Here is a 26,507-nt window from a genome sequence, read left to right as displayed (position 1 = left end):
GGAGTGGGTCAAGCGACCTTGAATCGGGCCACGGAGGCGCGCAGCGCTTCGGCAGAACGCGACAGCTCATGCACCATCTGAGCGGTAGAGCGCGTGCCCTCGGACGTCTGCTCGGTCACGGCAAAGATGTGCTGGATGTTGGACGCCACCTCGTTGGCGTGCATGGCTTCCTGCTGCGCCTGCGAGGAGATGCGCACGATCAGCTCATCCAGCTGGCGGGACACCTTGTCGATGTCTTCCAGCGCGCGACCGGCCGCGTCGGACAGTTGCGTACCTTCGACCACCCCACGCGTCGAGCGCTCCATGGCGGCCACGGCATCGTGGGTGTCGGTCTGAATGGTCTTGACCAGCGCGGCAATGCGGCGCGTCGCGTCGCCGGAGCGTTCGGCCAGGCGCTGCACTTCTTCCGCCACCACCGAGAAGCCGCGACCGGCCTCGCCAGCGGACGCCGCCTGGATGGCCGCGTTCAGCGCCAGCACGTTGGTCTGCTCGGTAATGTCCGAGATCAGCTCGGTGATCTCGCCGATCTCCTGCGACGACTCGCCCAGGCGCTTGATGCGCTTGGAGGTCTCCTGGATGGAGTCGCGGATGGTGTTCATACCGGCGATGTTGTTCTGCATCGCCGACAGGCCCTGCTCGGCCACTTCCCGGCTCTTGCGGGCCACCTCGGCAGTGGTCTGCGCCTGCGCGGACACCTCGGTAATGCGGCTCGCCATGCCCAGCACAGCCTCGCCGGTCGCACGGATCTCGTGCAGTTGCTCCTTGGACGCGGCCAGCAGGTCGGTGGAGGTCTGGTCCACCGCGCCGGTGGTGTCCGTCACGCGGGCTGCCGTGGCCTGCACCTGGCCCACCAGGTTGCGCAGCTCTTCCACCGTGTAGTTCACGGAGTCGGCGATGGCGCCGGTGATGTCTTCCGTCACGGTCGCCTGTTGCGTCAGGTCACCTTCAGCGACGGAGGACAGCTCGTTCATCAACCGCAGAATGGCGGCCTGGTTGGCGTCGTTGACGCGCTTGGCTTCCTGCTCCTGCGCTTCCGCTTCGCGGCGCTGCGCTTCGGCAAGCTCAGCGCGGCCGGCCTGGTCGGCCAGGTACAGACGCAGGAAACCGACCGCACCGGCGACCAGCGCGATCAGCGAGGCGATCAGCGTCAGGCCCAGCCCCCACCCGGCGCCGCCGGACTTCTCCAGCTCGGCTGCGGCCTGCTCCAGGCCTTTGCGCAGCGGTTCGGAGTCAGCCAGGATGGCCGTCTGCGCCTCACGCGCTGCCACCAGGCCTTGCAGGTTGCTCAGAATCGCCGAAGCCTGCGTGCGGGTCTGTTCGTACTGCTTGAGCAGGGTTTGCAGGCGCTCCTTCAGCTGCGCGTCGCGCGCGGCGTTCAGGCGCAACTCCGGGCTGCCGTTGATCAGCGCCTCGGTGACCAGCTTGAAGGAGTTCAAGTCCTTGCCCAGCAGGAACACGGCCTCGGGGCTCACACCCTCCTGCGTCAGGAACTCGTTGGCGCTCTTGCCGATACGCTGCGTCAGCATCACCAGCTGACCCACCGCCGACACCTCACCGGCCGACGCGCCGATCTGCAGCGCCTGGGACGACACAGCCTCCGCGCTTTCCAGCAAGTCGCTGGACTGTCGGTTGATGGCGCGCAGCGCCGAGCCCACCTGGGTCAGGATCTTTTCCTGGCCCTGCACGACCTTGCCGTTCTTCTCGGCGCGCTCGACCAGCGGCTTGAGCTGCTCCAGCGTGGGCTGCACCGCCGCCGGGGCGACCGCCAGATCACCTTCGCCGGTGCGCAGGCTGCCCACCACGCTGCTCAACGTGCTGACCGACTCGCGCAGTTCAGCAAACGCGGCCTGGTTGCCCACCAGCGCGGCCGACACGGACTTGGCCATGCGCTGCGAATGCATCAGCGCCTGACCGGTTGCACGCACCTGCGCCGCGCTGCGGTTGGAGCTGACAAGCACCAGGCTCACCGAGGCCGCCGTGCCCAGCAGGCCCAGGGCCACCAGGCCCGTCAGCACACGCTGACGGTGGCGACCGAACAGGTCGGCCAACTTGGCCGATGCCGACAGGGCCGCTGGCGGCGCGGCCAGCAACGTCGGGTCGGCCGCCTGCGTGGTGGGTGCGAAGTTGATGGTGCTGGCGGCAAACTCGCTGTTGGGGCCCGGCTCGGTCGGGACGGCCTGCGAGATGATGGACGCTGGCTCCGCACGCACCAGGGACTCGGGACGCGGCAGTTCAACACCGGCCAGCGTGGAATCCGCAGGGCGGGTGCCGTCAAAGCCGGCCCCGCGCGAATCGAACGTCGTATCGGCAGCCTCAGCCGGCGCAGCCTGCGACGACTCGTCGGCCTCGGACTTTCCCCTGATTTTGTCCAACAGACTCATCTCACCCTCGTCCTTCGATATGTGTAGACCCGCGTTCCTGCGCGGGCCATGGACCTAGGAAGCGCGCATCACGCCACGATGTGCAGGAAGTTCTCCTGCCTTGACAACGCTTCCAGATTAATTTCCTGCCATTGACGGCCGGCCTCGTCGCGGCGCAACGCACCGGCAAAGCGAGGTAGCGGGCCGGTCGGCTGCTCGGCCGCGAGCGGCAGTTGCTCGTCACTGCGCAAGCCGGCCAGGCGGTCGACCAGCAGCGCGCAATTGAGATTCAGCTCGGCATTCAGCGACACCAGCCGCGTCTGCGCCGAGACCTGGCGCCCGGCTGACGCCTCGCGCAGCCCGAGGTAGACGGCCAGGTCCACCACCGTGAACAGGCCGCCCCGCAGGTTGGCGACGCCCGCCAGCCAGGGCTTGGCATAGGGCACCGCCTTGATCGGCACCGGTGCAAAGATCTCGCTGGCCTGCTTCAGCGAGAACAACAGCCCCACGCCTGCGCACTCCACGGCCAGCCAGTTCGCAATGAGCGTGGTGTCACGTGCGGCCTGCATGCGCTCGGCCAGGCGCTGCTGCAGTTCACGGAGCGCCGTTTTGTTCGTCATGGTCAGCCCAGGGCCTTGATCTTGGCGAGCAGCTCTTCCGCCTTGACGGGCTTGACGACGTAGTCGCTTGCACCTTGGCGCATGCCCCAGACCTTGTCGGTCTCCTGGCCCTTGCTGGTGCACATGATGACCGGCACGCCAGCGTAGCGCTCGTCGCGCGTGATGGCGCGGGTGAGCTGGAAGCCGTTTTGGCCCGGCATGACGACATCCATCAGGATCAGGTCAGGCTTGGCCTCGGCCAGGCGCTTCATGGCCTCTTCGCCGTTCTCGGCGGTGCGCACGCTGTACCCGCGCTTGACCAGCATCTCCGACAGCGCGTGCAGCTCGGTCTTGGAATCGTCAACCAGCAGGATGTTTTGGATGCTCATGGCTTGGTCTCTTTTTTTAAGCGCTGGTCAGGGCCGGTGCTGCAGCACCGCCTGAAGCAGCTGGTCCTTGGTGAACGGCTTGGTGAGGTAGTCCTGCGACCCCACCATGCGCCCGCGCGCCTTGTCGAACAGGCCGTCCTTGGACGACAGCATGATGACCGGCACGCTGGAGAAATGCGGGTTGCGCTTGATGATGGCGCAGGTCTGGTAACCGTCCAGCCGCGGCATCAGGATGTCGCAAAACACCAGGTCGGGGTGGAAGTCGCCGAGCTTGGACAGCGCGTCGAATCCATCCTCCGCCAGCACCACCTCATGGCCGCCCTGCTTCAGGAAGATCTCGGCGCTGCGACGGATGGTGTTGCTGTCGTCAATCACCAGGACCCGGGTCGGCCCTGCAGCAGAAGCTCGCTCATTCAAACCGGGTCTCCTCGGAACGTCGACTCGGGCTGGCCCGGGTCAGATGCGCACCATCTCGAAGTCTTCCTTGCGCGCGCCGCAGTCCGGGCAGACCCAGTTCATGTCCACATCGGCCCACTTCGTCCCCGGCGCAATGCCGTGGTCCGGATCACCGGCTTCCTCGTCGTAGATCCATCCACAGATCAGGCACATCCAGGTACTGGGTTCGCTCACGTTGCTCAGACTTTGATCACTACAATCGAATCATTCTAGCCAGGGGCTGAGAGCGCAATGCTGAGGGCAAACGCCTGTGCCCAGAGCCTCCCGACGGCCCATTTAGCGGCAGACTCCACGCTTGCGGCGGCTCTTGCGCCCGCATTCGCCAAGAACTCCACATGAGCCCAACTCCCCTCCCCCCCGCCCCCGAGGCCAACGCCCAGGACGAGCAGGAAAGCCCGCCGCCGGCCTGCGTGATGAGCTTCAACGCCAGCGACGCCAGCGGCGCAGGCGGCCTGGCCGGTGATGTGGCCACCATCGCCGCCATGGGTGCGCACTGTCTGCCCGTCGTCACGGCCGTCGTGCTGCGCGACACGGCCGAAACGTTCGAGCACGCCAACCTCGACCCCGACACCATCGCCGAGCAGGCGCGCCACATCCTTGAGGACGTGCCCATCACGGCCTGGAAGGTGGGCTTCCTCGGCAACGCCGAGGCGGTGAGCGCCGTGGCCGAGGTGCTGAGCGACTACCCCGATGTGCCGCTGGTGACCTACCTGCCGTCCGTCGCCTGGATCGACGAGGACGAGCAGCAGCAGTACCTCGACGCCCTGCGCGAACTGGTGCTGCCGCAGACTGTCGTGCTGGTGGGCAACCACAAGACGATGACCGACTTTCTGCTGCCCGACTGGGACAGCGAGCGTGCGCCGTCCGCGCGCGAGCTGGCCGTGGCTGCCGCGCAATCCGGCGCCCAGCATGTGCTGGTGACTGGCATGCAGTTGCCCAACCAGTATGTGGACAACGTGCTGGCCAACGCCTCCGGCCCCATCACGGGCGAGAAGTTCGAGCGCTTCGAAACAGCCTTCGTTGGTGCCGGCGACACGCTGGCGGCCGCACTGGCCGCCCTGCTGTCGGTGGGTGCCGAGCTGCACTCGGCCGTCAGCGAGGCGCTGTCCTTCCTGGACCAGTCCCTGGACGCGGGCTTCCGGCCCGGCATGGGCAATGTCGTGCCCGACCGCTTTTTCTGGGCGCTGCCGCCTGCCGATGAGGAAGGTGCGGAGCCGGCGTTCGAGGACATCGAGCCCGAGCCGTCGCCGAAGTCGCCCCGGCGCATGCACTGAACCCAACACCGCTTTCCGATGGTTACCAATTCCCTGTTGTTCGAACGCGCCGCGCGCGTCATTCCCGGCGGCGTGAACTCGCCCGTGCGCGCCTTTCGCGCCGTCGGCGGCACGCCGCGCTTCATCGCCCGTGGCGAGGGTGCCTACATCTTCGACGCCGAAGGCAAGCGCTATGTGGACTACATCGGCTCCTGGGGCCCGATGATCCTGGGCCACGGCCACCCGGCCGTGCTGGACGCCGTCATGAAGGCTGCCACAGAAGGCTTCTCCTTCGGCGCGCCCACGGAGCGCGAGATCGAGCTGGCCGAGGAAATCCTCAAGCTCGTCCCCAGCATGGACCAGGTGCGCCTGGTCAGCTCGGGCACCGAGGCGACGATGAGCGCCATCCGCCTGGCACGCGGCGCCACCGGCCGGCCCAAGTTCATCAAGTTCGAGGGCTGCTATCACGGTCACACCGACGCGCTGCTGGTGAAGGCCGGCTCAGGCCTGGCCACCTTCGGCCATCCGACCAGTGCCGGTGTGACACCCGGCGCCGCCGCCGACACCGTCGTCCTGGAATACAACAACGTCGAGCAGCTGAAAGCCGCCTTCGCCGAGCATGGGCCGCAACTGGCCTGCGTCATCGTCGAACCCATCGCCGGCAACATGAACTTCGTGCGCGCGTCCGTGCCGTTCATGACGGCGATGCGCGAGCTGTGCACACAGCACGGCGCGCTGCTGGTGCTGGACGAGGTCATGACGGGCTTCCGCGTCGCGCTGGGCTCGGCCCAGTCGCATTACGCCAAGCTCATCCCCGGCTTCGCGCCGGACATCTCGGTGTTCGGCAAGGTCATCGGCGGCGGCATGCCGCTGGCGGCCTTCGGCGCCAAGCGCGAGGTCATGCAACACCTGGCCCCGCTGGGCGGCGTCTACCAGGCAGGCACACTGTCGGGCAACCCGGTGGCCACGGCCTGCGGCCTGGCGACGCTGCGCGAGATCCAGAAGCCCGGCTTCTTCGACGCGCTGTCGGCCCGCACGCGGCAACTGGTCGACGGCCTGAAGGCGGTGGCCGCCGAGAACGGCGTGCCCTTCAGCGCCGACAGCGAGGGCGGCATGTTCGGCTTCTTCCTGCTGCCGGAGCTGCCGCAGAACTACACCACCGTGATGACGACCGACAAGGAGCGCTTCAACCGCTTCTTCCACGCGATGCTGGACGCCGGCATCTATCTTGCTCCGGCCTTGTATGAAGCGGGCTTCGTGTCGGCGGCCCACAGCCAGGCCGACATCGACGCGACGCTGACGGCCGCGCGCACCGCCCTGCGCTGAACCCAGGCGCTCCTGCGGGAGCGATCCCGACATGCATCTCCACATCCTCGGCATCTGCGGCACCTTCATGGGTGGTCTCGCGGCGCTGGCCCGCGAGGCCGGCCATCGCGTGACCGGCTGTGACGCCAACGTCTACCCGCCCATGAGCACCCAGCTGGAGGCGCTGGGCATCGAGCTCATCGAAGGCTTCGGCGCCGAACAGCTGGCGCTCAAGCCCGATGTCTTCGTCATCGGCAACGTCGTCACGCGCGGCGAGCGCTTCCCGCTGATGGAAGCCATCCTGGATGCCGGCCTGCCGTATGTGTCGGGCCCACAGTGGCTGGCGGAGCACGTGCTGCAGGGCCGCCACGTGCTGGCCGTGGCCGGCACGCATGGCAAGACGACGACGACGTCCATGCTGGCGTGGATCCTCGAACACGCTGGCCAGAAGCCGGGCTTCCTGGTCGGCGGCGTGCCGCAGAACTTCGGCGTGTCGGCGCGGCTGGGCGAGGGCCCGAGCGCCGCCGGGCCGTCCCAAGGCGCGGGAGCCCCCTCGGGGGGCAGCGCCGTGCCCGCAGGGCCAAGCGTGGGGGCCTCAAGTCCCTTCGTCATCGAAGCCGACGAGTACGACACCGCCTTCTTCGACAAGCGCAGCAAGTTCGTCCACTACCGGCCGCGCACGGCCATCCTGAACAACCTCGAGCACGACCACGCCGACATCTTCCCGGACCTGGCCGCCATCGAGACGCAGTTCCACCATCTCGTGCGCACCGTGCCGGCCAGCGGCCGGCTGGTCGTGAACGCCCGCGAGGAGGCGCTGCAGCGCGTCATCGCGCGCGGCTGCTGGAGCGAGGTGCAGCGCTTCGGCGCCAAGAAGGAAGAAGCCGGCATGCTGCGTGCACGCGGCGAGCCTCAAGCCTTCGACGTGCTGCGCGGTAGCCTGAAGGTGGCGCGCGTCGAGTGGAACCTGATCGGCGAACACAACCAGCTCAACGCGCTGGCGGCCATCGCCGCGGCCGAGCATGTGGGCGTGTCACCGGAGCAGTCGGCGGCAGCGCTGGCCGAGTTCCAGAACGTGCGCCGCCGCATGGAGCTGCGCGGCGAGGCCGGCGGCATCAAAGTCTATGACGACTTCGCCCACCATCCGACGGCCATGCGCACCACCATCAACGGCCTGCGCCGCCGCATCGCACCAGCCGACCGCATCCTGGCCATCTTCGAGCCGCGCTCCAACACGATGAAGCTGGGCACGATGAAGGCGCAGCTGCCCTGGGCGCTGGAGGAGGCGGATTTGGCCTTCTGCAACCAGCAGGGCCTGGGCTGGGACGCCAAGGAGGCGCTGGCGCCCATGGGTGCGCAGGCCGTCGTGGGCGCCGATGTGGAGGCGCTGGTGGCCGCTGTCGTCAAGGTCGCCAAGCCGGGCGACCACCTGCTGTGCATGAGCAATGGCGGTTTTGGCGGCATTCACGACAAGCTATTGCAAAGCTTGGCCGCCCGGACCTGAAGGTCCGAGGAGCGGCATTCACGACAAGCTATTGCAAAGTTTGGCCGCCCGGACCTGACGGTCCGAGGAGCAGCATTCACGACAAGCTATTGCAAAGTTTGGCCGCCCGGACCTGACGGTCGGAGGAGCGGCATTCACGACAAGCTACCGGCAGCACACGCCGGACAACAAAAAGCCCCGCATCGCGGGGCTTTTGCTTGAACGAACAATGCCGATCAGGCCGCCGCTTGCGCGTTGCGCAGGCGGATGTGCAGTTCGCGCAGTTGCTTCTCGTCAACCAGCGACGGCGCGCCGGTCAGCAGGCACTGGGCGCGCTGGGTCTTGGGGAAGGCGATCACGTCGCGGATGGACTCGGCCTTGGTCATCATCGTGACGATGCGGTCCAGACCGAAGGCCAGGCCGCCGTGCGGGGGCGCGCCATATTGCAGCGCATCCAGCAGGAAGCCGAACTTGATGCGCTGGTCTTCCTCGCTGATGTTCAGCGCGGCAAACACCTTGGCCTGCACGTCGGCGCGGTGGATACGCACCGAGCCACCGCCCAGCTCCCAGCCGTTGAGCACCATGTCGTAGGCCTTGGCGATGCAAGCACCCGGATCGCTGGCCATGAGGTCCTCGTGGCCATCCTTCGGGGCCGTGAACGGGTGGTGCACGGCCGCCCAGCGGTTGTTCTCTTCGTCGTGCTCGAACATCGGGAAGTCGACCACCCACAGCGGCGCCCACTTGTCCTCGAACAGGCCGTTGGCCTTGCCGAACTCGCTGTGGCCCACCTTCAGGCGCAGCGCGCCGATGGCGTCGTTGACGATCTTGGCCTTGTCGGCGCCGAAGAACAGCAGGTCGCCGTCCTGCGCGCCGGTGCGCTTCAGCACCTCGGCCACGGCCTCGTCGTGCAGGTTCTTGACGATGGGCGACTGCAGGCCCTCGCGGCCCTTGGCCACTTCGTTGACCTTGATCCAGGCCAGACCCTTGGCGCCGTAGATCTTGACGAACTCGGTGTAGGCATCGATCTCGCCACGGCTCATGGCCGCGCCGCCCGGCACGCGCAGCGCGACGACACGGCCACCCGGCGTCGTGGCCGGGCCGCTGAACACCTTGAAGTCGACGGTGGTCATCGCGTCGGTCAGCTCGGTGAACTCGAGCTTCACGCGCAGGTCGGGCTTGTCCGAGCCGAAGCGGTGCATGGCCTCGGCGTACTTCATCACCGGGTAGTCACCCAGCTCCACGTTCAGCGCCTTGCGGAAGACGTGGCGGATCATGCCCTCGAACATCGAGCGGATCTCTTCTTCGGTCAGGAAGGAGGTCTCGATATCGATCTGCGTGAACTCGGGCTGGCGGTCAGCGCGCAGGTCTTCATCGCGGAAGCACTTGGTGATCTGGTAGTAGCGGTCGAAGCCCGCCACCATCAGCAGCTGCTTGAACAGCTGGGGCGACTGCGGCAGCGCGAAGAAGTGGCCGTCGTGCACGCGGCTGGGCACGAGGTAGTCGCGCGCGCCTTCCGGCGTGCTCTTGGTGAGCATGGGCGTCTCGATGTCGACGAAGCCGTGCTCGTCCAGGAACTTGCGCACCTCCATCGCCACCTTGTAGCGCAGCATGAGGTTGTTCTGCATGTAGGGGCGGCGCAGGTCCAGCACGCGGTGCGTGAGGCGGGTCGTCTCGGACAGGTTGTCCTCGTCGATCTGGAAGGGGATGGGCACCGACGCGTTCAGCACCTCGATCTCGTGGCACAGCACCTCGACCTTGCCCGACACGAGGTTGGCGTTTTCGGTGCCGGCCGGGCGCGCGCGCACCTTGCCGACGATCTTCAGGCAGAACTCGCTGCGCACGTCTTCGGCGATCTTGAACATGTCGGCGCGATCGGGGTCGCAGACGACTTGGACGAGGCCTTCGCGGTCGCGCAGGTCGATGAAGATGACGCCGCCGTGGTCACGGCGACGGTGGGCCCAGCCCATCAGGGTCACGGTCTGGTCGAGCAGCTTCTCGCTGACTTGGCCGGCATAGCAGGTACGCATGGGATTACTCCGGATTCTTTGCAGGGTGTGTGTGTCTTGCAGGCGGCGCGAATGAGCTCATGGCCCTCAGGATTGGGCGCCTGCCGAGGCGCCCAACCCAGTTAATTTCGACCCGGCTGGTGGGGCGCGTCGGCCGACGGCTCGCAGGGCTGGCCCGCCTGCGTCAACGGCGCCACGGTGCCCATCGAGATGATGTATTTCAGCGCCTCGTCCACCGTCATCTGCAGTGGCTTGACGTCGGCGCGCGGCACGATGAGGAAGAAACCCGAGGTCGGGTTGGGCGTGGTCGGCACGTAGAGGCTGACATGCTCATCCGGCAGGTGGCAGGCCACCTCGCCGCTGGGCGCGCCGGTGACGAAGGCAATCGTCCAGCTGCCGGCGCGCGGGTACTGCACCAGCACCGCCTCGCGGAACGCGTTGCCGCTGCTGGAGAACAGCGTGTCCGACACCTGCTTGACCGAGCTGTAGATGCTCTTGACGATGGGGATGTTGGACATCAGCCGGTCCCACTGCGTCAGCAGCCACTGGCCGAAGATGTTGGCCACGAACACGCCGGTCGCCAGCAGGCCGCCGGCCAGGATGGCCAGGCCCAGGCCGGGCACGTGCTGCAGCGACAGGATGCTGTCGCGCCAGGCGCCGGGCATGACGAGCGCGAGCGCGGACAGCAGCGCACCGAAGACGCCGTTGACGACGTCCAGCGCCCCCGTCAGCACCCAGACGGTGATGGCGAGCGGCAGCCAGACCAGCAGGCCGGCAACCAGGTACTTGCGAAGAGAAGCGCCCACGGAGTTCCGATCAGTGGCAGGCGCAGGAGCCGCCGCAGGGGGTGGACGACGCGCTGGCGGCCTCGGCCTTGGGCGCGTCGGCGGCCGGTGCCGCAGGCTCGGCACTCGTCGTCGATGCAGCCGCTGCGCCAGCGCCGGTCGCCGCGGCGCCGCCACTGCCGCCACGGAAGTCGGTCACGTACCAGCCGGAGCCCTTGAGCTGGAAGCCGGCGGCGGTGACCTGCTTGCTGAAGGCTTCCGCCGAGCACGCCGGGCAGGTGGTCAGCGGCGCGTCGGACATCTTTTGCAGCACGTCCTTGGCGTGGCCACAGGCGCTGCAGCGGTAGGCGTAGATGGGCATGGTGTCAGGCTCGCGGGAGCAGGGTAAGACGCAAAGCCCGCGATTTTAGGCGAGGCTCAGCCGTGCGGCTTCAGATGGTGGCTGACATGCTCGTGGCGGTTGGTCAGGAGTTGCGGCATCAGCGAGCCCAGCACCATGCCGGCGATCGCAGCCAGCAGGCCAGCGAGCTGACCGGGGAAGTACTCGCTCCAGGTCGTGACCTGCGGGAAGAACGCCACCCACACACCAACACCGGCAAAGATGGAGAAGATCGCGCCCTGCGTCGTCGCGCGCTGCCAGTACAGGCCGAACACCAGCGGCGTGAAGGCCGCCACCAGCGTGACCTGGTAGGCCGCGCTGACGAGGTCGTAGATGGGCGTGCCCTGCAGCGCGATGGCATAGGCCAGCACCGCGAACGCGAAGATCACCAGCGTCACGCGCATCGCCACCAGCGCCTGCTTGTCGCTCATGCCGGGGCGGATCTGCTTCAGGATGTTCTCGACGAAGCTGGTCGTGGGCGCCAGCAGCGTGGCCGAAGAGGTGCTCTTGATGGCCGACAGCAGCGCGCCGAAGAACAGGATCTGCATCAGCAGCGGCATGTGGCCCATGATGAAGCTGGGCAGCACGCGCTGATAGTCGTTCTGCGCCAGCTCCAGCGCCTGGTCGCCCATGACGACGACCGCCGCCAGCACGATGAACATGGGCACGAAGGCGAAGGCGATGTAGCTGAAGCCGCCGATGATGGCGCCGCGCTCGGCGGTCTTGGCGTCCTTGGCCGACATGACGCGCTGGAACACGTCCTGCTGCGGGATGGAGCCCAGCATCATGGTCAGCGCCGCGCCGAGGAACATCGCGATCTCGGTGAAGCCGGGCTCGGGCAGGAACTTGCCCAGGTCCTTCTGCGCAGCCAGGTTCAACACCTTGTCGGCGCCACCGGCCAGGTCGGCCGAGAACACGGCAATGGCGGTCAGCCCCAGCACCAGCACGATCATCTGGATGAAGTCCGTCCACGCCACGGCCAGGAAGCCGCCGATGACGACGTACACCAGCACCGCCAGCAGGCCCACGATCATGCCCATCTCCGGGCTCATCGCGCCGTTGGTCAGGATGCTGAACACCAGGCCCAGCGCCGTGACCTGCGCCGCCACCCAGCCCAGGTAGCTCAGGATGATGGCCAGCGAGCAGAAGATCTCGACGCCGCGCCCGTAGCGCTGGCGGTAGAAGTCGCCGATGGTCAGCAGGTTCCTGCGGTAGAGCTTGGCTGCGAAGAAGGTGCCCACCAGCACCAGGCACAGGCCGGCGCCAAACGGGTCTTCCACGATGGCGCCCAGGCCGCCCTGCACGAACTTGGCCGGGATGCCCATCACCGTCTCGGCACCAAACCAGGTGGCGAAGGTCGTCGTGATCACCATCACCAGCGGCAGGCTGCGGCCGGCCACGGCGAAGTCCGAGGTGTTCTTGACCCGTGTGCCGGCCCAGACGCCGATGGCCAGCGTGCCGAGCAGGTAGAGCACGACGAAAACGATCAACGTGGTGTTCATGGGAGCGTCAGAAAGGGCGGGCCGGAAAAAAGTGGCGCGGATTATGAAGGCGGCGCGCCTTCGCAGGCCTAGAGGCCGAGGTCCAGAAAGCGCAGCGCCAGCCACGCAAGGCCGATGCCAAGCGAGAAGCCCACCGCGCCCCACAGCAGCCCCGACAACAGCCGGTTGGTGCTGCGCAGCTCGCGCACCAGCGCCTTCAGCTCGGCATCGCCCTGCCCTCGGGCCTGCTGCTTCAGTGCGTCGTGCAGCAGGCGCGGCATCTGCGGCACCAGCTGCGCAAAGCGCGGCGCCTCCTTCATCAGCTGCGCCTGGAACGCCGGCCAGCCGACCTGCTCATTCATCCAGCGCTCCAGAAAGGGCTTGGCCGTGGCCCACAGGTCCAGCTCGGGGTCCAGCTCGCGGCCCAGGCCTTCGACGTTCAGCAGCGTTTTCTGCAGCAGCACCAGTTGCGGCTGGATCTCGACATTGAAGCGGCGCGAGGTCTGGAACAGCCGCATCAGCACCTGGCCCAGCGAGATGTCCTTCAGCGGACGGTCGAAGTGCGGCTCACAGACGGCACGCACGGCGCTTTCCAGTGCATCCACGCGCGTCTCGGACGGCACCCAGCCCGACGCGATGTGCAACTCGGCCACGCGCTTGTAGTCGCGCTGGAAGAAGGCGATGAAGTTCTGCGCCAGGTAGTCTTTGTCCACCTCGGTCAGCGTGCCGATGATGCCGAAGTCCAGTGCGATGTAGCGGCCGAAGGTCTCGGGCGCCAGGCTCACCTGGATGTTGCCGGGGTGCATGTCGGCGTGGAAGAAGCCGTCGCGGAAGACCTGCGTGAAGAAGATGGTCACGCCATCGCGGGCCAGCTTCTTGATGTCGATGCCGGCGGCATCCAGCGCGGGGCGGTGCGAAATAGGCACGCCCTTCATGCGCTCCATGACGATGACCTCGGGGCTGCACAGATCCCAGTGCATCTCCGGCACCATGACGAGCCCCAGGCCGTCCATGTTGCGGCGCAGCTGCGCCGCATTGGCCGCCTCGCGCACCAGGTCGAGTTCGTCATGCAGGTACATGTCGAACTCGGCGACCACCTCGCGCGGCTTGAGGCGGCGACCGTCGGCCGAGAAGCGCTCGATCCACACCGCCAGCCGGCGCATCAGCGCCAGGTCGTCGTCGATGATGTCCAGCATGCCCGGCCGCAACACCTTGACGGCCACCTCGCGGCCGTCCTTGAGCGTGGCGAAATGCACCTGCGCGATGCTGGCGCTGGCCACCGGCTCGGCGTCGAAGCTGGCGAACAGCTCGGCCAGCGGCCGGCCGAAGGCCCGCTCCACCAACGCCCGCGACTGCGCGGCTGGGAACGGCGGCACGCGATCCTGCAGCTTGGCCAGTTCCAGCGACACATCCGGCGGCAGCAGGTCGCGCCGCGTGGACAGCACCTGACCGAACTTCACAAAAATGGGGCCCAGGCGCTCCAAGGCGAGGCGCAGCCGCACACCGCGCGGCTCCTGCCAGCGCCGGCCCAGGCGGGTTGCGCGTCTCAGCAGCTGGAAGCGGCGGCGCTGCAGGCCCGACAGCGCCAGGTCATCGAGGCCGAAGCGCCAGATCGTCCACAGGATGACCAGCAGCCGGGAGAAAAACCTCATGCGCCGCTACCGGCCGTCTTGGCAGCAAAGCGCCCGGCCACGCCGGACAGCGTGCGCCGCAGCGCCCGGCCGAACTGGCCCAGTTGCCGGGCCGGCAGCGGGCCGACGATGCCTGCCAGGTCGTCCTCGATGTCCCAGCGCAGGTTGTCCATCAGCCAGTGCATCTCGCCGGCAAAGGCCGCGTCGCCCTGCACGCTGACGCGCGGCGCCTCGCCGCTGAGCGCGCCCAAGGCGAGCTTCGCCGGATTGGAAGCGTCAATCTCGATGCGCAGGCCGCCCTGCCCTGCGGGCGGCGCGTCGAGCCGCTCGAACAGGCCGGCGGGTGTGACACCCAGCACCAGGTCAGGTGCTGCCGGCAGCACCGACGGCCAGCCCGACAGCGTCACCACCAGGCCCCGCCCGGCCAGCGGCCGCAGCCGCTGCGCCGCAATGGGCTCGCGCGACACCACATGGTTGATCAACAGCACGAGGCGGTCTTGGAGAGCCGGCATCAGCAGCGGCGACAGGGAGGGCATGGGCCAGGAGACGGGCATGCTCAAGATTGTAGGCAGTGGGCCCTGAACAGGGGACGAGCCCCGCACGGTTGTCAAAATTGTTAGGGGAGAATCCCGGATCGCTTTTTGCAAGCCCCTGGTCACGTCAAACCCGCACCGGAACACGATGTTCGAGGATCGAAGCTACAAGAGAACCTTCTACAGCGCCCCGCAATCGGTCGAGTCGCTCGTCGCTGCGTTCTTGGAGCCGGGCCTCATCGTGCTGACCTTCCTGCTCGTGAACGGTCACTTCGACGAACCCGTGCTGCGCCCCACGCTGACGCTGTGCCTGCTGGTGTTCGCGCTGACGTTCCCGGGCCGCAACCGGTTCAACGACCACCCGGCCAGCGCCATCGTGGATGTGTTGTCTTCCTGGGTGGTGTTGCTGGGCATCCTGCTGCTCTGCGGCTATGCCACCAGCAGCCTGCACTACTTTGAGACCGAGGTGCTGGTGTGGTGGGCGGCCCTCACGCCGGTGCTGCAGATCACCGCCATCGAGATCGGCAGGCGCGTACAACGCTGGCGCGGCAGCGACCCAGCCGCACGCCGTACCGCCGTCATCGTGGGCGCGGGCGCTCTGGGCCACAAGGTGGCGCGGGCGCTGCGCGATTCACAGGGTGTCATCTGCCTGGGCTATTTCGATGACCGCAACCGCGAGCGCTTGCACCCGGATGCGGGCGTCGAGTTGCTGGGGCCGCTGAACCGACTCAGCGAGTTCGTGCGCGAGAAAGGTGTGCGCGAGGTCTACATCACGCTGCCGCTCGGCTCGCAGCCGCGCATCGTGGAGTTGCTGGAGCAGGTGCAAGGCACGACGGCATCGTTGTTCTTCGTGCCGGACGTGTTCGGCATCAGCATCATCCAGGGCCGCCTGCAGGACATGAACGGCGTGCCGGTTGTCGGCATTTGCGAAACCCCGTTCACTGGCACCAACCGACTGGTCAAGCGAATCAGCGACATCGTGCTGGCGTCTGTCATCCTGGTGCTGATCTCACCCATCCTGCTCGCACTGGCCATCGGCGTGAAGCTCAGCTCCCCGGGCCCCATCATCTTCAAGCAGCGTCGCAACGGCCTGGATGGCGAGGAAATCATCGTCTACAAGTTCCGTTCGATGCGCACGCAGGACAACGGCGCCGTCGTCAAGCAGGCGACCAAGGGCGATGCGCGCATCACGCCCTTTGGCGCCTTCATCCGCAAGACCTCGCTGGACGAACTGCCGCAGTTCATCAACGTGCTGCAGGGCCGCATGAGCATCGTGGGGCCGCGCCCGCATGCCGTGGCCCACAATGAGGAATACCGCAAGCTCATCAAGGCCTACATGGTGCGCCACAAGGTCAAGCCCGGCATCACCGGCTGGGCCCAGGTGAACGGCCTGCGGGGCGAGACCGACACCATCGACAAGATGGTGGCCCGCGTCGAATACGACCTGGAATACCTGCGCAACTGGTCGCTGGCACTGGATCTGCAGATCATCCTGCGCACCGTGCGGCTGGTGGTGTTTGATCGACATGCCTACTGAACTTCTTCGCGCCACGCGCCGGGCTGGCCCGGCACGCCTCGCACTCGCGGCGGCCCTGGCGGCCGCGCTGCCTGGCGCTCACGCCCAGACCGACGACACCGTGCCGTTCTACGCGGGCGCCTCGCTGGGCGTGTCGCACCTGTCCAATGTCTACCGCCAGGCCAACACGCCCAACAGCGACACGGTGACGAGCGCCGGCCTGCTGGGCGGCATCGACACGCGCCTGGGCCGCCAGCACCTGACGCTGGACGGTGCGCTGCAGAACAACCGCTACAGCAACAACCGCGAGCTGAACTACCGCTCGCACAGCCTGCGTGGCGCGCTGAACTGGGAAACGATCGCCAACCTGTCGGGCACCCTGAGCGCCAAGAACGACCGTTCGATGGCCGACTTCAACCGCGGCGACGGCACGACGCAGATCTTCAAGAAGAACATCGAGAGCAACGACGAGTACCAGGCGCTGGCCCGGCTTGGTGTCGGCACGCGCTACTCGCTGGAAGCCGGCGTCACGCAGCGCCAGCGCGACTTCAGCGCCGAGGAATACAGCCGCTACGTCTACCGCCAGAACGCCGGCTCGCTGGGGGCGTACGCCACACCGGCCGGCAACGTGAGGCTGGGCCTGGTCGGGCGGCGCACCAAGGGCCACAACCCGCGTTACCCCACCGGCCAGTTCGCACTGGACCCCACGACACTGCTGCCTGTCGCTGTCACCGCTCGCAACGACTACACGCGCGACGACATCGACTTCACCACCCGCTGGACGCTGGGCGGCCGCAGCAGCCTGAACACCCGCATCAGCCGCAGCAAGACCAGCAACAGCCTGGACCAGCTGCGTGACTTCAGCGGCACCACCGGCTCCGTGGGCCTGGCCTGGCAGCCCACGGCCAAACTGCAGCTCAACCTGCAGTACGCGCGCGACACGGGCCAGGAAAGCACCGTCCGCACCGGCGACCTGAACCGTGTCTACACCAGCTGGCAGCTGGGCGGCAGCTACGCGCTGACCGCCAAGCTCAGCCTCAGCGCCCGGGCCAGCAGCAACAACGCGCGGCGCAGCAGCGATTCGGGCGCCGCCATCGCCGACACGCTGGACGACACCAAGTCCTACAACCTGGGCCTGCGCTGGGCCTTCTCGCGAAGCTTCAACCTGAGTTGCCAGGCGGACCATGTCGAGCGCGACAGCAGCGTGCCGCAGTACATCTTCAGCGCCAACAGCGTCGGCTGCACCGGCCAGGCCATCTTTTACTGAGCTCACGCAATGACGACCGTCCTGCTCACCGGCGCCGCCGGCTACATCGCCTCGCACACCTGGCTGGCCCTGCAGGCGGCGGGCTACCGTGTCGTTGGCGTGGACAACTTCGCCAACAGCTCGCCGCGCGTGCTGGAGCGCCTGGCCGAGCTGGCGCCGGCCGCCATCGAGTTCGAGCAGGCCGACGTCTGCGACACCGCGCAGATGGACGCGGTCTTCGCCCGCCACCGCCCAGCCGCCGTCGTGCACTTCGCGGCCTTCAAGGCCGTGGGTGAGTCGGTCAGCCAGCCGCTGGCTTACTACCGCAACAACATCGGCGGCCTGGTCAACACCTGTGAGGTCATGAAGCGCCACGGCTGCATGCGCATCGTGTTCAGCTCCAGCGCCACCGTCTACGGCTCCCCGGATCAACTGCCGCTGCGCGAGGACGCCCCGACCTCCGCGACCAACCCTTACGGCGCCACCAAGCTGATGGGCGAGCAGATCCTGCGGGACCTGGGCGCAGCCGAACCGGCCTGGCAGACCGCCAGCCTGCGCTACTTCAACCCCGTCGGCGCGCATGAAAGCGGCCGCATCGGCGAAGACCCGCGCGGCACGCCCAACAACCTGATGCCCTACGTGGCCCAGGTGGCCGTGGGCCGGCGCGCGGCGCTGTCGGTGTTCGGCAACGACTACCCGACGCCAGACGGCACCGGCGTGCGCGACTACATCCACGTGATGGACCTGGCCGAAGGCCATGTCGCCGCACTGCGCCGGCTGCTGGACCAGCCCGGCTCGCTGACCGTCAACGTCGGCACCGGCCAGGGCTACAGCGTGCTGGACCTGGTGCGCGCGTACGAGGCTGCCAGCGGCCGCCCCGTGCCGTACGAGATCGTCGCGCGTCGCCCCGGCGACGTGGCGGCCTGCTGGGCCGACCCGGCACTGGCTCGCGAGTTGCTTGGCTGGGAGGCCAAGCTGGACCTGGCTCGTATGTGTGCCGACAGCTGGCGCTGGCAGCACGACAACCCCCAAGGCTTCAACTGAACTGAGAACTACATGTCGACCTCCAAGACCCCCGTCCTGCCCGTCATCATGGCTGGTGGCTCCGGCACCCGGCTGTGGCCGTTGTCGCGCGCCGGCTACCCCAAGCAATTCCTCGTGCTGTCGGGCAACGAGAGCCTGTTCCAGCTCGCCGCGCGCCGCTTGGCGGCACTCGCCGCGCCGGACCTCGAACTGGCCCCGCCCTGCATCGTCGGCAATGACGAGCACCGTTTCCTCGTGCTGGATCAGTTGCGCGAAACCCGGCAGGAGCCCAGCAGCGTGGTGCTGGAGCCGCTGGGCCGCAACACCGCGCCGGCCCTGACGCTCGCGGCACTTGCGGCGCTCGAGGGCGGCGAGGACCCGGTGCTCGTCGTCACGCCGGCTGACCAGACCGTCACCGACGGCGCCGCCTTCACCGCCGCGCTGCAGCAGGCCGTGCGCATCGCCGCCGAAGGTGGCATCACCATCCTCGGCATCACGCCCGACCGGCCCGAGACCGGCTACGGCTACATCCGCACCACCGCCGATGCCGGCGGCCTGGCCGTGGCGCAGTTCGTCGAGAAGCCCGACCTCGCCACCGCAGGGAAATACCTCGCGGAAGGCGGCTACTACTGGAACAGCGGCATGTTCGTGCTGCGCGCCAGCGTCTGGATGAAGGCCCTGGAGCGTTTCCGCCCCGACATCGCCGAGGCCACCCGCGCGGCCTGGGCGGCGCGCAAGACCGACGGCAAGTTCGTGCGCCCGGGCAAGGCTGAGTTCGCCGCCGTGCCAAGCGAGTCCGTCGACTACGCCGTCATGGAGCGCTGCCCGGGCACCGACATCCCGCTGCGCATGGTGGCGTTGGACGCCGGCTGGAACGACCTCGGCGCCTGGGAGGCCGTCTGGCAGGTCGCGGAGAAGGACGAGGCCGGCAACGCCTTCGTCGGCGATGCACTGATCGCCGACAGCCAGAACACGCTGGTGCACGCCACCAGCCGACTGGTGGGCGTGGTGGGCCTGAAGGACGTCGTCGTCGTCGAGACGGCCGACGCCGTGCTGGTCAGCGACCGCGCGCGCAGCCAGGAGGTCAAGCAGATCGTCAACCGCCTGGGCGCCGAGCAACGCGGCGAGCAGTCGCTGCACCGCAAGGTGCATCGCCCCTGGGGCTGGTACGACAGCATCGACAACGGCCCCCGCCACCAGGTCAAGCGCATCATGGTCAAGCCCGGCGCCTCGTTGAGCCTGCAAATGCACCACCACCGCGCCGAGCACTGGATCGTCGTCAGCGGCACCGCCGAGATCGTCAACGGCGACAAGACCATCCTGCTCACCGAGAACCAGTCCACCTACATCCCGCTGGGCCAGACCCACCGCCTGGCCAACCCCGGCAAGGTGCCGCTGGAGATCATCGAAGTCCAGTCCGGCTCCTACCTGGGCGAGGACGATATCGTCCGTTTTGAGGACACCTACGGTCGCGCCTGACCAGCAAAAACGCCCCTAACAGGCCCGGTGACACGGGCCTGTTTTTTTTCCTCGGTGCACTAAGTTGGGCCAAACTGGGGATCAGGCCAGAACTGACAAGACACCATGACCATCCTCGTCACCGGCGGTGCCGGCTTCATCGGCAGCAACTTCGTGCTGGACTGGCTGCGCCAGTCCGACGAGCCTGTCGTCAACCTCGATGTGCTGACCTACGCCGGCAACCTCGAGAACCTCAGCAGCCTGGACGGCGACGCGCGCCACACCTTCGTCAAGGGCGACATCTGCGATCGCGCGCTCATCGACAGCCTGCTGGCGACACATCAGCCCCGCGCCATCGTTCACTTCGCGGCCGAGAGTCACGTGGATCGCTCCATCAGCGGCCCCGGCGCCTTCATGCGCACCAACGTCGACGGCACCTTCACGCTGCTGGAAGCGGCACGCGCCTACTGGGGTGCGCTGGAGGGCGAGGCCAAGGCCGCCTTCCGCTTCCACCACGTATCCACGGACGAGGTCTACGGCTCGCTCAAGCCCAGCGACCCGCCCTTCGCCGAGACCAACCCCTACGAGCCCAACAGCCCCTACAGCGCCAGCAAGGCGGCCAGCGACCATCTCGTGCGCGCCTGGCATCACACCTACGGCCTGCCGGTGGTCACGACCAACTGCTCCAACAACTACGGCCCCTATCACTTCCCTGAGAAGCTAATCCCGCTGATGATCGTCAACGCCCTCGCCGGCAAGCCGCTGCCGGTCTACGGCGACGGCCAGCAGATCCGCGACTGGCTCTACGTGACTGACCACTGCAGCGGCATCCGCGCCGTGCTGGCCGGCGGCACGCTGGGCGAGACCTACAACATCGGCGGCTGGAACGAGAAGGCCAACATCGACATCGTCAAGACGGTGTGCGCGCTGCTGGACGAACTGCGCCCCTCGGCCGAAGGCCCTTACGCCCGCCTCATCACCTACGTGAAAGACCGCCCGGGCCATGACCGCCGCTACGCGATCGACGCGCGCAAGATCGAGCGCGAGCTGGGCTGGCGCCCGGCCGAGACCTTCGAGACCGGCATCCGCAAGACGGTGCAGTGGTACCTCGACCACCCCGAGTGGGTTGCCCGCGTGCAGAGCGGCGCCTACAAGGACTGGGTCTCCAAGCAATACGCCTGAGTACGCCTGACCATGAAGATTCTGTTGTTGGGCAAAGGCGGCCAGGTCGGCTGGGAGCTGCAACGTTCGCTGGCCGTTGCCGGCGAGGTGGTGGCGCTGGATCACGATGACGGCGGCGACTTCACGCAACCCGAGGCGCTGCTGGCCCGCGTGCAGGCCATCGCACCGCAGGTCATCGTCAATGCAGCGGCCCACACCGCGGTCGACAAGGCTGAAAGCGAGCCCGAACTGGCCCGACAGATCAACGCCACCACGCCGGCCCTGCTGGCCATCGAGGCCAAGCGCCTGGGCGCGCTGCTGCTGCACTACTCCACCGACTACGTGTTCGACGGCAGTGGCCAGCACGCCCGCGACGAAGAGGCGCCCATCGCGCCGCTGAGCGTCTACGGCCGCACCAAGGCCGAGGGCGAGGACGCCATCCGCGCCAGCGGCTGCCAGCACCTCATCCTGCGCACCAGCTGGGTCTACGCCGCGCGTGGCGGTAACTTTGCCAAGACCATGCTGCGCCTGGCCGCCGAGCGCGATCAGCTCAAGGTCATCGCCGACCAGATCGGCGCCCCCACCGGCGCCGACCTGCTGGCCGACCTCAGCGTGCACATGCTGCGCGCCGCGCGCGTGAATCCGGCGCTCACCGGCACCTACCACGCGGTCGCTGGCGGCGAGACCAGCTGGCATGAGTACGCCCGCTTCGTCATCGAGTTCGCCCGCACGCAGGGCAAGCCGGTCAAGGTGGCCCCTGACCAGGTGCTGCCCATCCCCACCAGCGACTACCCCACGCCGGCTGCGCGCCCACTGAATTCGCGCCTGTCCACCGCCAAGCTGCAGCAGCGCTTCGGCCTGCAGCTGCCGCGCTGGCAGCAGGGCGTGCAGCGCATGCTGACCGAAATCCTCTGATCTGGATCTGCAGGGAGTGCATCCATGAAGAACCGCAAAGGCATCATCCTCGCCGGGGGCTCCGGCACCCGGCTGCATCCGGCCACGCTGGCCATCAGCAAGCAGCTGCTGCCGGTCTACGACAAGCCCATGATCTATTACCCGCTCAGCACGCTGATGCTGGCGGGCATGCGCGACATCCTCATCATCAGCACGCCGCAGGACACGCCGCGCTTCGAGGCGCTGCTGGGCGACGGCGCCCGCTGGGGCCTGAACATCAGCTACTGCGTGCAACCCAGCCCGGACGGTCTGGCCCAGGCCTTCATCCTAGGCCGGGACTTTGTCGACGGCGCGCCCAGCGCGCTGGTGTTGGGCGACAACATCTTCTACGGCCACGATTTCGCCGGCCTGCTGAACGACGCCACCAGCCAGGCTACTGGCGCCAGTGTCTTCGCTTACCACGTGAACGACCCTGAACGCTATGGCGTCGTCGAGTTCGATGCTGAGAAGCGCGCGCTGTCCATCGAAGAGAAGCCCAAGGCCCCCAAGAGCAACTACGCCGTCACCGGCCTGTATTTCTACGACGAGCAGGTCTGCGACATCGCCGCCGCCATCAAGCCGAGCGCGCGCGGTGAGCTGGAGATCACCGACGTCAACGCCGAGTACCTCAAGCGTGGCCAGCTCAACGTCGAGATCATGGGCCGCGGCTACGCCTGGCTAGACACGGGCACACATGACAGCCTGATGGAAGCCGGCCAGTTCATCGCCACGTTGGAAAAGCGCCAGGGCCTGAAGGTCGCCTGCCCCGAAGAGATCGCGTTCCGCTCAGGCTGGATCGACGCTGCCCAGCTTGAAGCCTTGGCCAAGCCGCTGGCCAAGAACGGCTACGGCCAGTACCTGCAGAAGCTGCTGGTGGAGAAGGCGTTCTGATGAGCCTGTTGCAGATCACGCCCACCGCACTTCCCGAGGTCTGCATCGTCGAGCCCAAGGTCTTCGGCGATGCCCGCGGCTTCTTCACCGAAAGCTGGAATGAGGCGCGCTTCAACGCAGCCCTCGGCCACGACGTGCACTTCGTGCAGGACAACCACTCCCGCTCCTCGCGCGGTGTGCTCCGTGGCCTGCACTACCAGCTGGACCCGCACCCCCAGGGCAAGCTGGTGCGCTGCACCTCGGGCGCCGTGTTCGATGTCGCCGTCGACGTGCGCCGCTCCAGCCCCAACTTCGGCCGCTGGGTGGGCGTCGAGCTGACGGCCGACAACCACCGCCAGCTGTGGATTCCCCCGGGCTTCGCGCACGGCTTCGTCGTCACCAGTGAGACCGCCGACTTCCTCTACAAGACCAGCGGCCGCTACGCACCCGAATGCGAAGGCACGGTGCGCTGGGACGACCCCGCCATCGGCATCCAATGGCCGCTGAACGGCATCGCGCCGCAGCTGTCAGCCAAGGACGTGGCGGCGCCACTGCTGGCAGACGCCAAGACCTTCGAGTGAGGTCCAGCGGGTCGCACGACCCGCCCGCCGCGCTCAGGGCGCCGCGTCAGCCAGCAACTTGGCGGTGCGTCGCAGGCCCGCAAAGATCGACATCGCCACTGCCTCCGGATACCCGGCAGGCAGTCTGGCCGTCACGACGGTGATTGCTCGCTCAAGGTCATTCAGCACCGACTCGATCACATCCTCCGCACTGTCGCGCTGAAAGAACTTGGCAGCCGTCGCGTTGAAGTGACGACGCTGGATGTCCTTGAAGTGGTAGTGCCGATGCTTGCTCTGCAACGCCATCGCGAGCTTGGCCTTGTGCCAGGAGAACTGGCTCGCGCCGTTTCCTTCAACGGGCCAGATGGACATCACGTCGTAGAGCGGCGTGAGCGCATAACGCCCGCGCGCCAGGATGCGCAAGCTGAAATTCTTGGCGTGGCCATCTGGGGCTGCCAGCATCCAGAAAACCAGCTGCGCCTTGAGAAAGTTCGTGAGGTCGGCCTGTGCGTTCACGGAGCCTGCGAGAACGCGGGCAATGTTCGCGATGCCGGGCCCACCATCGGCCTCGTACTTGCGGTGGGGCGCCGTGCCATTGACTTGGCAGAAGTCCTCCTGGGGCAGGCGCAGGAGCCACGCGCCTGAGGAGTGCATCTGTCGGTCAAAGCGCTCGACGCAGAGCACCTTCTGCCCTCCAAACTGAAGCATCTCCGTCTTGGCCGTCGGCAGCCCAAGCTCTCGCATCAGTTCCAAGCAGAGCCACTCGTTCTCCACCGACGTGCCGAAGTCCGCCTTGCGCGCGCCCACCAGGCCGATGGGCAGCTTCAGGATGTGCGTGGTCGGGGTCGCCCCCTGGGGGCGCTTCCACTGGCCGTCATGCCGCAGGAGCGCCGTCTTCTCCTGGGCGCCTGCCAGCGAGATTCGAAAGTCGTCGTCATCGGCCCCCACGCGTTCGCCGGCCCCTACCGCCGCCAGCAGCAGCGCTTCCACATCACCCTCGCTGAGCGGCGTGCCCTCGATGCTTGTGACGTTGACCGGAGACTCGTCAGCGCCAAGCAGTTGGACGGCGCCGACGCAATCACGGCCGATGGCCTCAAGCAGGTCAAACGCCTCCAGCGTGTCGGTCTTGAACCGCGCGGCCAAGCGTTTTCGGATGGGCTCGCTGTCGGGCAGCAAGTTCTCGAAGTAGTTGTTGACCACGCTGCCGCGCAAGGCCTGCGCGCCGGTGAAAGGCATGGACAGCGACAACGGTCGACCGGCGTCTGAGGCGATCCAGCCCGGGTCGTAGTCAAACGCCATCTCGCCCCGGGCGGGAATGGTCCACCTGCCGACCCGTTCGCCGTTGGCCCAGACCGACAGCGCCCTGGCGTGTGTTGGGCGCCCCACAGCTACCACTCCACCGTGCCGATGGGTGGCGCTGCGCCCACAGTGCCCGCGCTGTCAGCAACTGGCTCGCCGCCCCGCGCCTGCACCTGCAGTTCCAACCCCAACACGGCCATGACGGCAAAGAGCTGCTCAACCCGCATGGCGCCCGGGTCGGTCTCCAACTCGGACACACGGTTCTGGCTCAGGCCCAGTTTCGCAGCCAGCTGTTTCTGGCTGAGCTGGGCGCCTTTGCGCGCAGCTCGGAGGACAAGACCAAGCTGGCTAGGGATGGAGAGGATTTGGTTCATGGCTTGGGGTTGACGGTACATCGCCGATACCGATATCCCAAATATATCGCCATAGGCGATAAATCCAAGATATCGCCGATAGCGATTTACCCACCCCCCGTGTTCAGCCCGCCAAAGCGCTCAGGCGCCTGAAGACCTGGAGGCCAACCGCCTACCGACAAAAAGGCCCTCGTGACGGTCTGTCTACGAGGGCAGTCCAGTCAGGCTGCGGCGCCTCAAGCGCACATCGGCCAGTGCGGCGACGGCGCGCGCTGGGTCAGGCGCGCGCGTCGCCCCAGCGCAGCGGCGTCAGCTCGTCACCCACATACGTGGTGTGGCCCGAACGATCCACGCAGTACTGCGGCGAGATGATCATCTCGCGCACCGCCTGGCCCTCACCGATGCGCGTGTGCTCGATCAGCACCGAACGCTCCACCACCGCACCGCTGCGCAGGTGCGAGCCGTGGCCAATCCAGGTCGGGCCCACCACGCGGGCGCCGGGTTCGATGCGCACGTTGGAGCCGATGTAGACCGGCCCTTCGATCTGCACCTTGTCCCAGTCCACCGAGGTGTTCAGCCCCACCCACACCTGCGGTCGCACCTCGCGACCCGGGATGTCCATCTGCGCCACGCCGCCGGCCATCACCTGCTGCGTGACCGACCAGTAGTCCGTCACCCGGCCGATATCGATCCAGTTGAACGGGCGGCTCTGCGCGAAGAACGGCAGGCCCTTCTCCACCAGCAGCGGGAACAGCTGGCTGCCGATGTCGAACTCCACACCTGCCGGGATCAGGTCCAGCACGGCGGGCTCGAAGATGTAGATGCCCGTGGACGCCAGCGTGCTCTTGGCCTCTTCCGGCTTGGGCTTCTCCTGGAAGGACGTCACGCGCCCGTCCGCATCGGCGACGACGATGCCGTAGTTCTTGGTCTGCTCGCGCGGCACATCCAGCGTCACCACGCTGGCAATCGCACCCTTGGCCTTGTGCTCGGCCACGGCGGCGGTGATGTCCAGGTCGATGACGGCGTCACCGCAGATCACGATGAAGGTCTCGTCGAAAAAGCCGCCGAAGTCCTGGATCTTGCGCATGCCGCCGGCCGAGCCCACCGGCTTGCACACCACCTCGCCCTGCTCGCGCACGCCTTCGTACGAGTAGCCCAACTCGACACCCCAGCGCGCCCCCGCACCGAAGTAGTTCTCGATCTTCCAGTGCATGAAGGCCACGTTCACCATGATCTGCTTCACGCCATGGCGGGCCAGGTGCTCCACCAGGTACTCCATCACCGGCTTGCCCAGGATGGGCACCATGGGCTTGGGTGTGTGCTTGGTCAACGGCCGCACGCGCGTGCCTTGGCCGGCTGCCAGGATCATGGCCTTGGTCATCGGTATCTCCCTCTCAAGCGTCTTTTCAGCTGCGGCAAGCAAGCCGC

25 protein-coding genes are annotated in these 26,507 nt (G+C 67.3%); 11 read left to right on the top strand and 14 right to left on the bottom strand.

The window, feature by feature from the left end:
* Positions 1-8: 8 nt before the first annotated feature.
* The 5 genes from NYO99_RS01095 to NYO99_RS01075 all read right to left on the bottom strand — a co-directional run bounded on the left by NYO99_RS01095 (position 9) and on the right by NYO99_RS01075 (position 3,957).
* Positions 9-2,381 (bottom strand): methyl-accepting chemotaxis protein, encoded by a 2,373-nt coding sequence (locus NYO99_RS01095; protein ID WP_268165257.1) that lies wholly within the window; start codon positions 2,379-2,381, stop codon positions 9-11.
* 68 nt (positions 2,382-2,449) lie between these two features.
* The gene (locus NYO99_RS01090; protein ID WP_268165256.1) at positions 2,450-2,980 is read right to left on the bottom strand and encodes a chemotaxis protein CheW; all 531 of its coding nucleotides are present in this window, start codon (positions 2,978-2,980) and stop codon (positions 2,450-2,452) included.
* Between the two features lie 2 nt (positions 2,981-2,982).
* Complete coding sequence (locus NYO99_RS01085) at positions 2,983-3,348, bottom strand: response regulator transcription factor (protein ID WP_268165255.1); 366 nt, start codon at positions 3,346-3,348, stop codon at positions 2,983-2,985.
* Between the two features lie 27 nt (positions 3,349-3,375).
* Complete coding sequence (locus tag NYO99_RS01080) at positions 3,376-3,765, bottom strand: response regulator (protein WP_268165254.1); 390 nt, start codon at positions 3,763-3,765, stop codon at positions 3,376-3,378.
* Positions 3,766-3,804: 39 nt separating this feature from the next.
* Positions 3,805-3,957 (bottom strand): rubredoxin, encoded by a 153-nt coding sequence (locus tag NYO99_RS01075; protein ID WP_268166436.1) that lies wholly within the window; start codon positions 3,955-3,957, stop codon positions 3,805-3,807.
* 182 nt (positions 3,958-4,139) lie between these two features.
* On the opposite strand from NYO99_RS01075, the gene thiD reads away from it, so the two are divergent.
* From thiD to mpl, 3 genes are read left to right on the top strand one after another with little or no spacing between them, the layout of a single operon-like run.
* On the top strand, positions 4,140-5,078 hold the full coding sequence (gene thiD / locus NYO99_RS01070; protein WP_268165253.1) for a bifunctional hydroxymethylpyrimidine kinase/phosphomethylpyrimidine kinase: 939 nt from the start codon (positions 4,140-4,142) through the stop codon (positions 5,076-5,078).
* An 18-nt stretch (positions 5,079-5,096) separates the two neighbouring features.
* Positions 5,097-6,383 carry a glutamate-1-semialdehyde 2,1-aminomutase gene (hemL, locus tag NYO99_RS01065; RefSeq protein WP_268165252.1) on the top strand — a complete coding sequence of 429 codons (1,287 nt, stop codon included), beginning with the start codon at positions 5,097-5,099 and terminating at the stop codon, positions 6,381-6,383.
* Positions 6,384-6,414: 31 nt separating this feature from the next.
* Positions 6,415-7,866 carry a UDP-N-acetylmuramate:L-alanyl-gamma-D-glutamyl-meso-diaminopimelate ligase gene (gene mpl, locus NYO99_RS01060; RefSeq protein WP_268165251.1) on the top strand — a complete coding sequence of 484 codons (1,452 nt, stop codon included), beginning with the start codon at positions 6,415-6,417 and terminating at the stop codon, positions 7,864-7,866.
* 215 nt (positions 7,867-8,081) lie between these two features.
* On the opposite strand, the gene aspS is transcribed toward mpl, so the two are convergent.
* The 6 genes from aspS to NYO99_RS01030 form a co-directional block, all read right to left on the bottom strand.
* The gene (gene aspS, locus NYO99_RS01055) at positions 8,082-9,872 is read right to left on the bottom strand and encodes an aspartate--tRNA ligase (RefSeq protein ID WP_268165250.1); all 1,791 of its coding nucleotides are present in this window, start codon (positions 9,870-9,872) and stop codon (positions 8,082-8,084) included.
* A gap of 101 nt (positions 9,873-9,973) precedes the next feature.
* Entirely contained in the window at positions 9,974-10,657 is a 684-nt protein-coding gene (locus NYO99_RS01050) for a DUF502 domain-containing protein (RefSeq protein WP_268165249.1), read from the bottom strand.
* Between the two features lie 10 nt (positions 10,658-10,667).
* Positions 10,668-10,997, bottom strand: a complete 330-nt coding sequence (locus NYO99_RS01045; protein WP_268165248.1) for an FmdB family zinc ribbon protein — start codon at positions 10,995-10,997, stop codon at positions 10,668-10,670.
* Between the two features lie 56 nt (positions 10,998-11,053).
* Positions 11,054-12,517: a high affinity choline transporter 1 gene (locus NYO99_RS01040; protein WP_268165247.1), complete on the bottom strand. Its 1,464-nt coding sequence runs from the start codon at positions 12,515-12,517 to the stop codon at positions 11,054-11,056.
* A gap of 68 nt (positions 12,518-12,585) precedes the next feature.
* Positions 12,586-14,148, bottom strand: a complete 1,563-nt coding sequence (ubiB, locus tag NYO99_RS01035; RefSeq protein ID WP_268165246.1) for a ubiquinone biosynthesis regulatory protein kinase UbiB — start codon at positions 14,146-14,148, stop codon at positions 12,586-12,588.
* The gene (locus tag NYO99_RS01030) at positions 14,145-14,681 is read right to left on the bottom strand and encodes a hypothetical protein (protein WP_268165245.1); all 537 of its coding nucleotides are present in this window, start codon (positions 14,679-14,681) and stop codon (positions 14,145-14,147) included. Before NYO99_RS01030 ends, ubiB begins: the two co-directional genes overlap by 4 nt.
* A gap of 127 nt (positions 14,682-14,808) precedes the next feature.
* On the opposite strand from NYO99_RS01030, the gene NYO99_RS01025 reads away from it, so the two are divergent.
* The 8 genes from NYO99_RS01025 (at position 14,809) to rfbC (ending at position 23,448) form a co-directional block, all read left to right on the top strand.
* Positions 14,809-16,197 (top strand): undecaprenyl-phosphate glucose phosphotransferase, encoded by a 1,389-nt coding sequence (locus NYO99_RS01025; protein WP_268165244.1) that lies wholly within the window; start codon positions 14,809-14,811, stop codon positions 16,195-16,197.
* Entirely contained in the window at positions 16,187-17,443 is a 1,257-nt protein-coding gene (locus NYO99_RS01020) for an outer membrane beta-barrel protein (RefSeq protein ID WP_268165243.1), read from the top strand. The genes NYO99_RS01025 and NYO99_RS01020 overlap by 11 nt, the downstream gene beginning before the upstream one ends.
* Before the next feature lie 9 nt (positions 17,444-17,452).
* Positions 17,453-18,466: a UDP-glucose 4-epimerase GalE gene (gene galE, locus NYO99_RS01015; RefSeq protein WP_268165242.1), complete on the top strand. Its 1,014-nt coding sequence runs from the start codon at positions 17,453-17,455 to the stop codon at positions 18,464-18,466.
* Positions 18,467-18,478: 12 nt separating this feature from the next.
* Positions 18,479-19,924: a mannose-1-phosphate guanylyltransferase/mannose-6-phosphate isomerase gene (locus NYO99_RS01010; protein WP_268165241.1), complete on the top strand. Its 1,446-nt coding sequence runs from the start codon at positions 18,479-18,481 to the stop codon at positions 19,922-19,924.
* 105 nt (positions 19,925-20,029) lie between these two features.
* Positions 20,030-21,085, top strand: coding sequence for a dTDP-glucose 4,6-dehydratase (rfbB, locus tag NYO99_RS01005; protein WP_268165240.1), 1,056 nt, complete (start codon positions 20,030-20,032; stop codon positions 21,083-21,085).
* Between the two features lie 12 nt (positions 21,086-21,097).
* Positions 21,098-21,979 (top strand): dTDP-4-dehydrorhamnose reductase, encoded by an 882-nt coding sequence (gene rfbD, locus NYO99_RS01000; protein WP_268165239.1) that lies wholly within the window; start codon positions 21,098-21,100, stop codon positions 21,977-21,979.
* A 24-nt stretch (positions 21,980-22,003) separates the two neighbouring features.
* Positions 22,004-22,888: a glucose-1-phosphate thymidylyltransferase RfbA gene (rfbA, locus tag NYO99_RS00995; protein WP_268165238.1), complete on the top strand. Its 885-nt coding sequence runs from the start codon at positions 22,004-22,006 to the stop codon at positions 22,886-22,888.
* A gap of 8 nt (positions 22,889-22,896) precedes the next feature.
* Positions 22,897-23,448, top strand: a complete 552-nt coding sequence (rfbC, locus tag NYO99_RS00990; RefSeq protein ID WP_268166435.1) for a dTDP-4-dehydrorhamnose 3,5-epimerase — start codon at positions 22,897-22,899, stop codon at positions 23,446-23,448.
* Positions 23,449-23,481: 33 nt separating this feature from the next.
* Here the strand turns inward: rfbC and NYO99_RS00985 are convergent, their stop codons facing one another.
* From NYO99_RS00985 to NYO99_RS00975, 3 genes are all read right to left on the bottom strand, one after another.
* Entirely contained in the window at positions 23,482-24,813 is a 1,332-nt protein-coding gene (locus tag NYO99_RS00985; protein ID WP_268165237.1) for a type II toxin-antitoxin system HipA family toxin, read from the bottom strand.
* Between the two features lie 2 nt (positions 24,814-24,815).
* Complete coding sequence (locus NYO99_RS00980; protein WP_268165236.1) at positions 24,816-25,100, bottom strand: helix-turn-helix domain-containing protein; 285 nt, start codon at positions 25,098-25,100, stop codon at positions 24,816-24,818.
* A gap of 256 nt (positions 25,101-25,356) precedes the next feature.
* Positions 25,357-26,460, bottom strand: coding sequence for a nucleotidyltransferase family protein (locus tag NYO99_RS00975; RefSeq protein ID WP_268165235.1), 1,104 nt, complete (start codon positions 26,458-26,460; stop codon positions 25,357-25,359).
* Positions 26,461-26,507 lie beyond the last annotated feature (47 nt).

The organism is Roseateles hydrophilus (genome assembly GCF_026712245.1).
Taxonomy (GTDB): domain Bacteria; phylum Pseudomonadota; class Gammaproteobacteria; order Burkholderiales; family Burkholderiaceae_C; genus Pelomonas; species Pelomonas hydrophilus.
The sequence above is the reverse complement of the archived record's forward strand: the minus strand, read 5'-3'. Positions and strand labels throughout refer to the sequence as shown.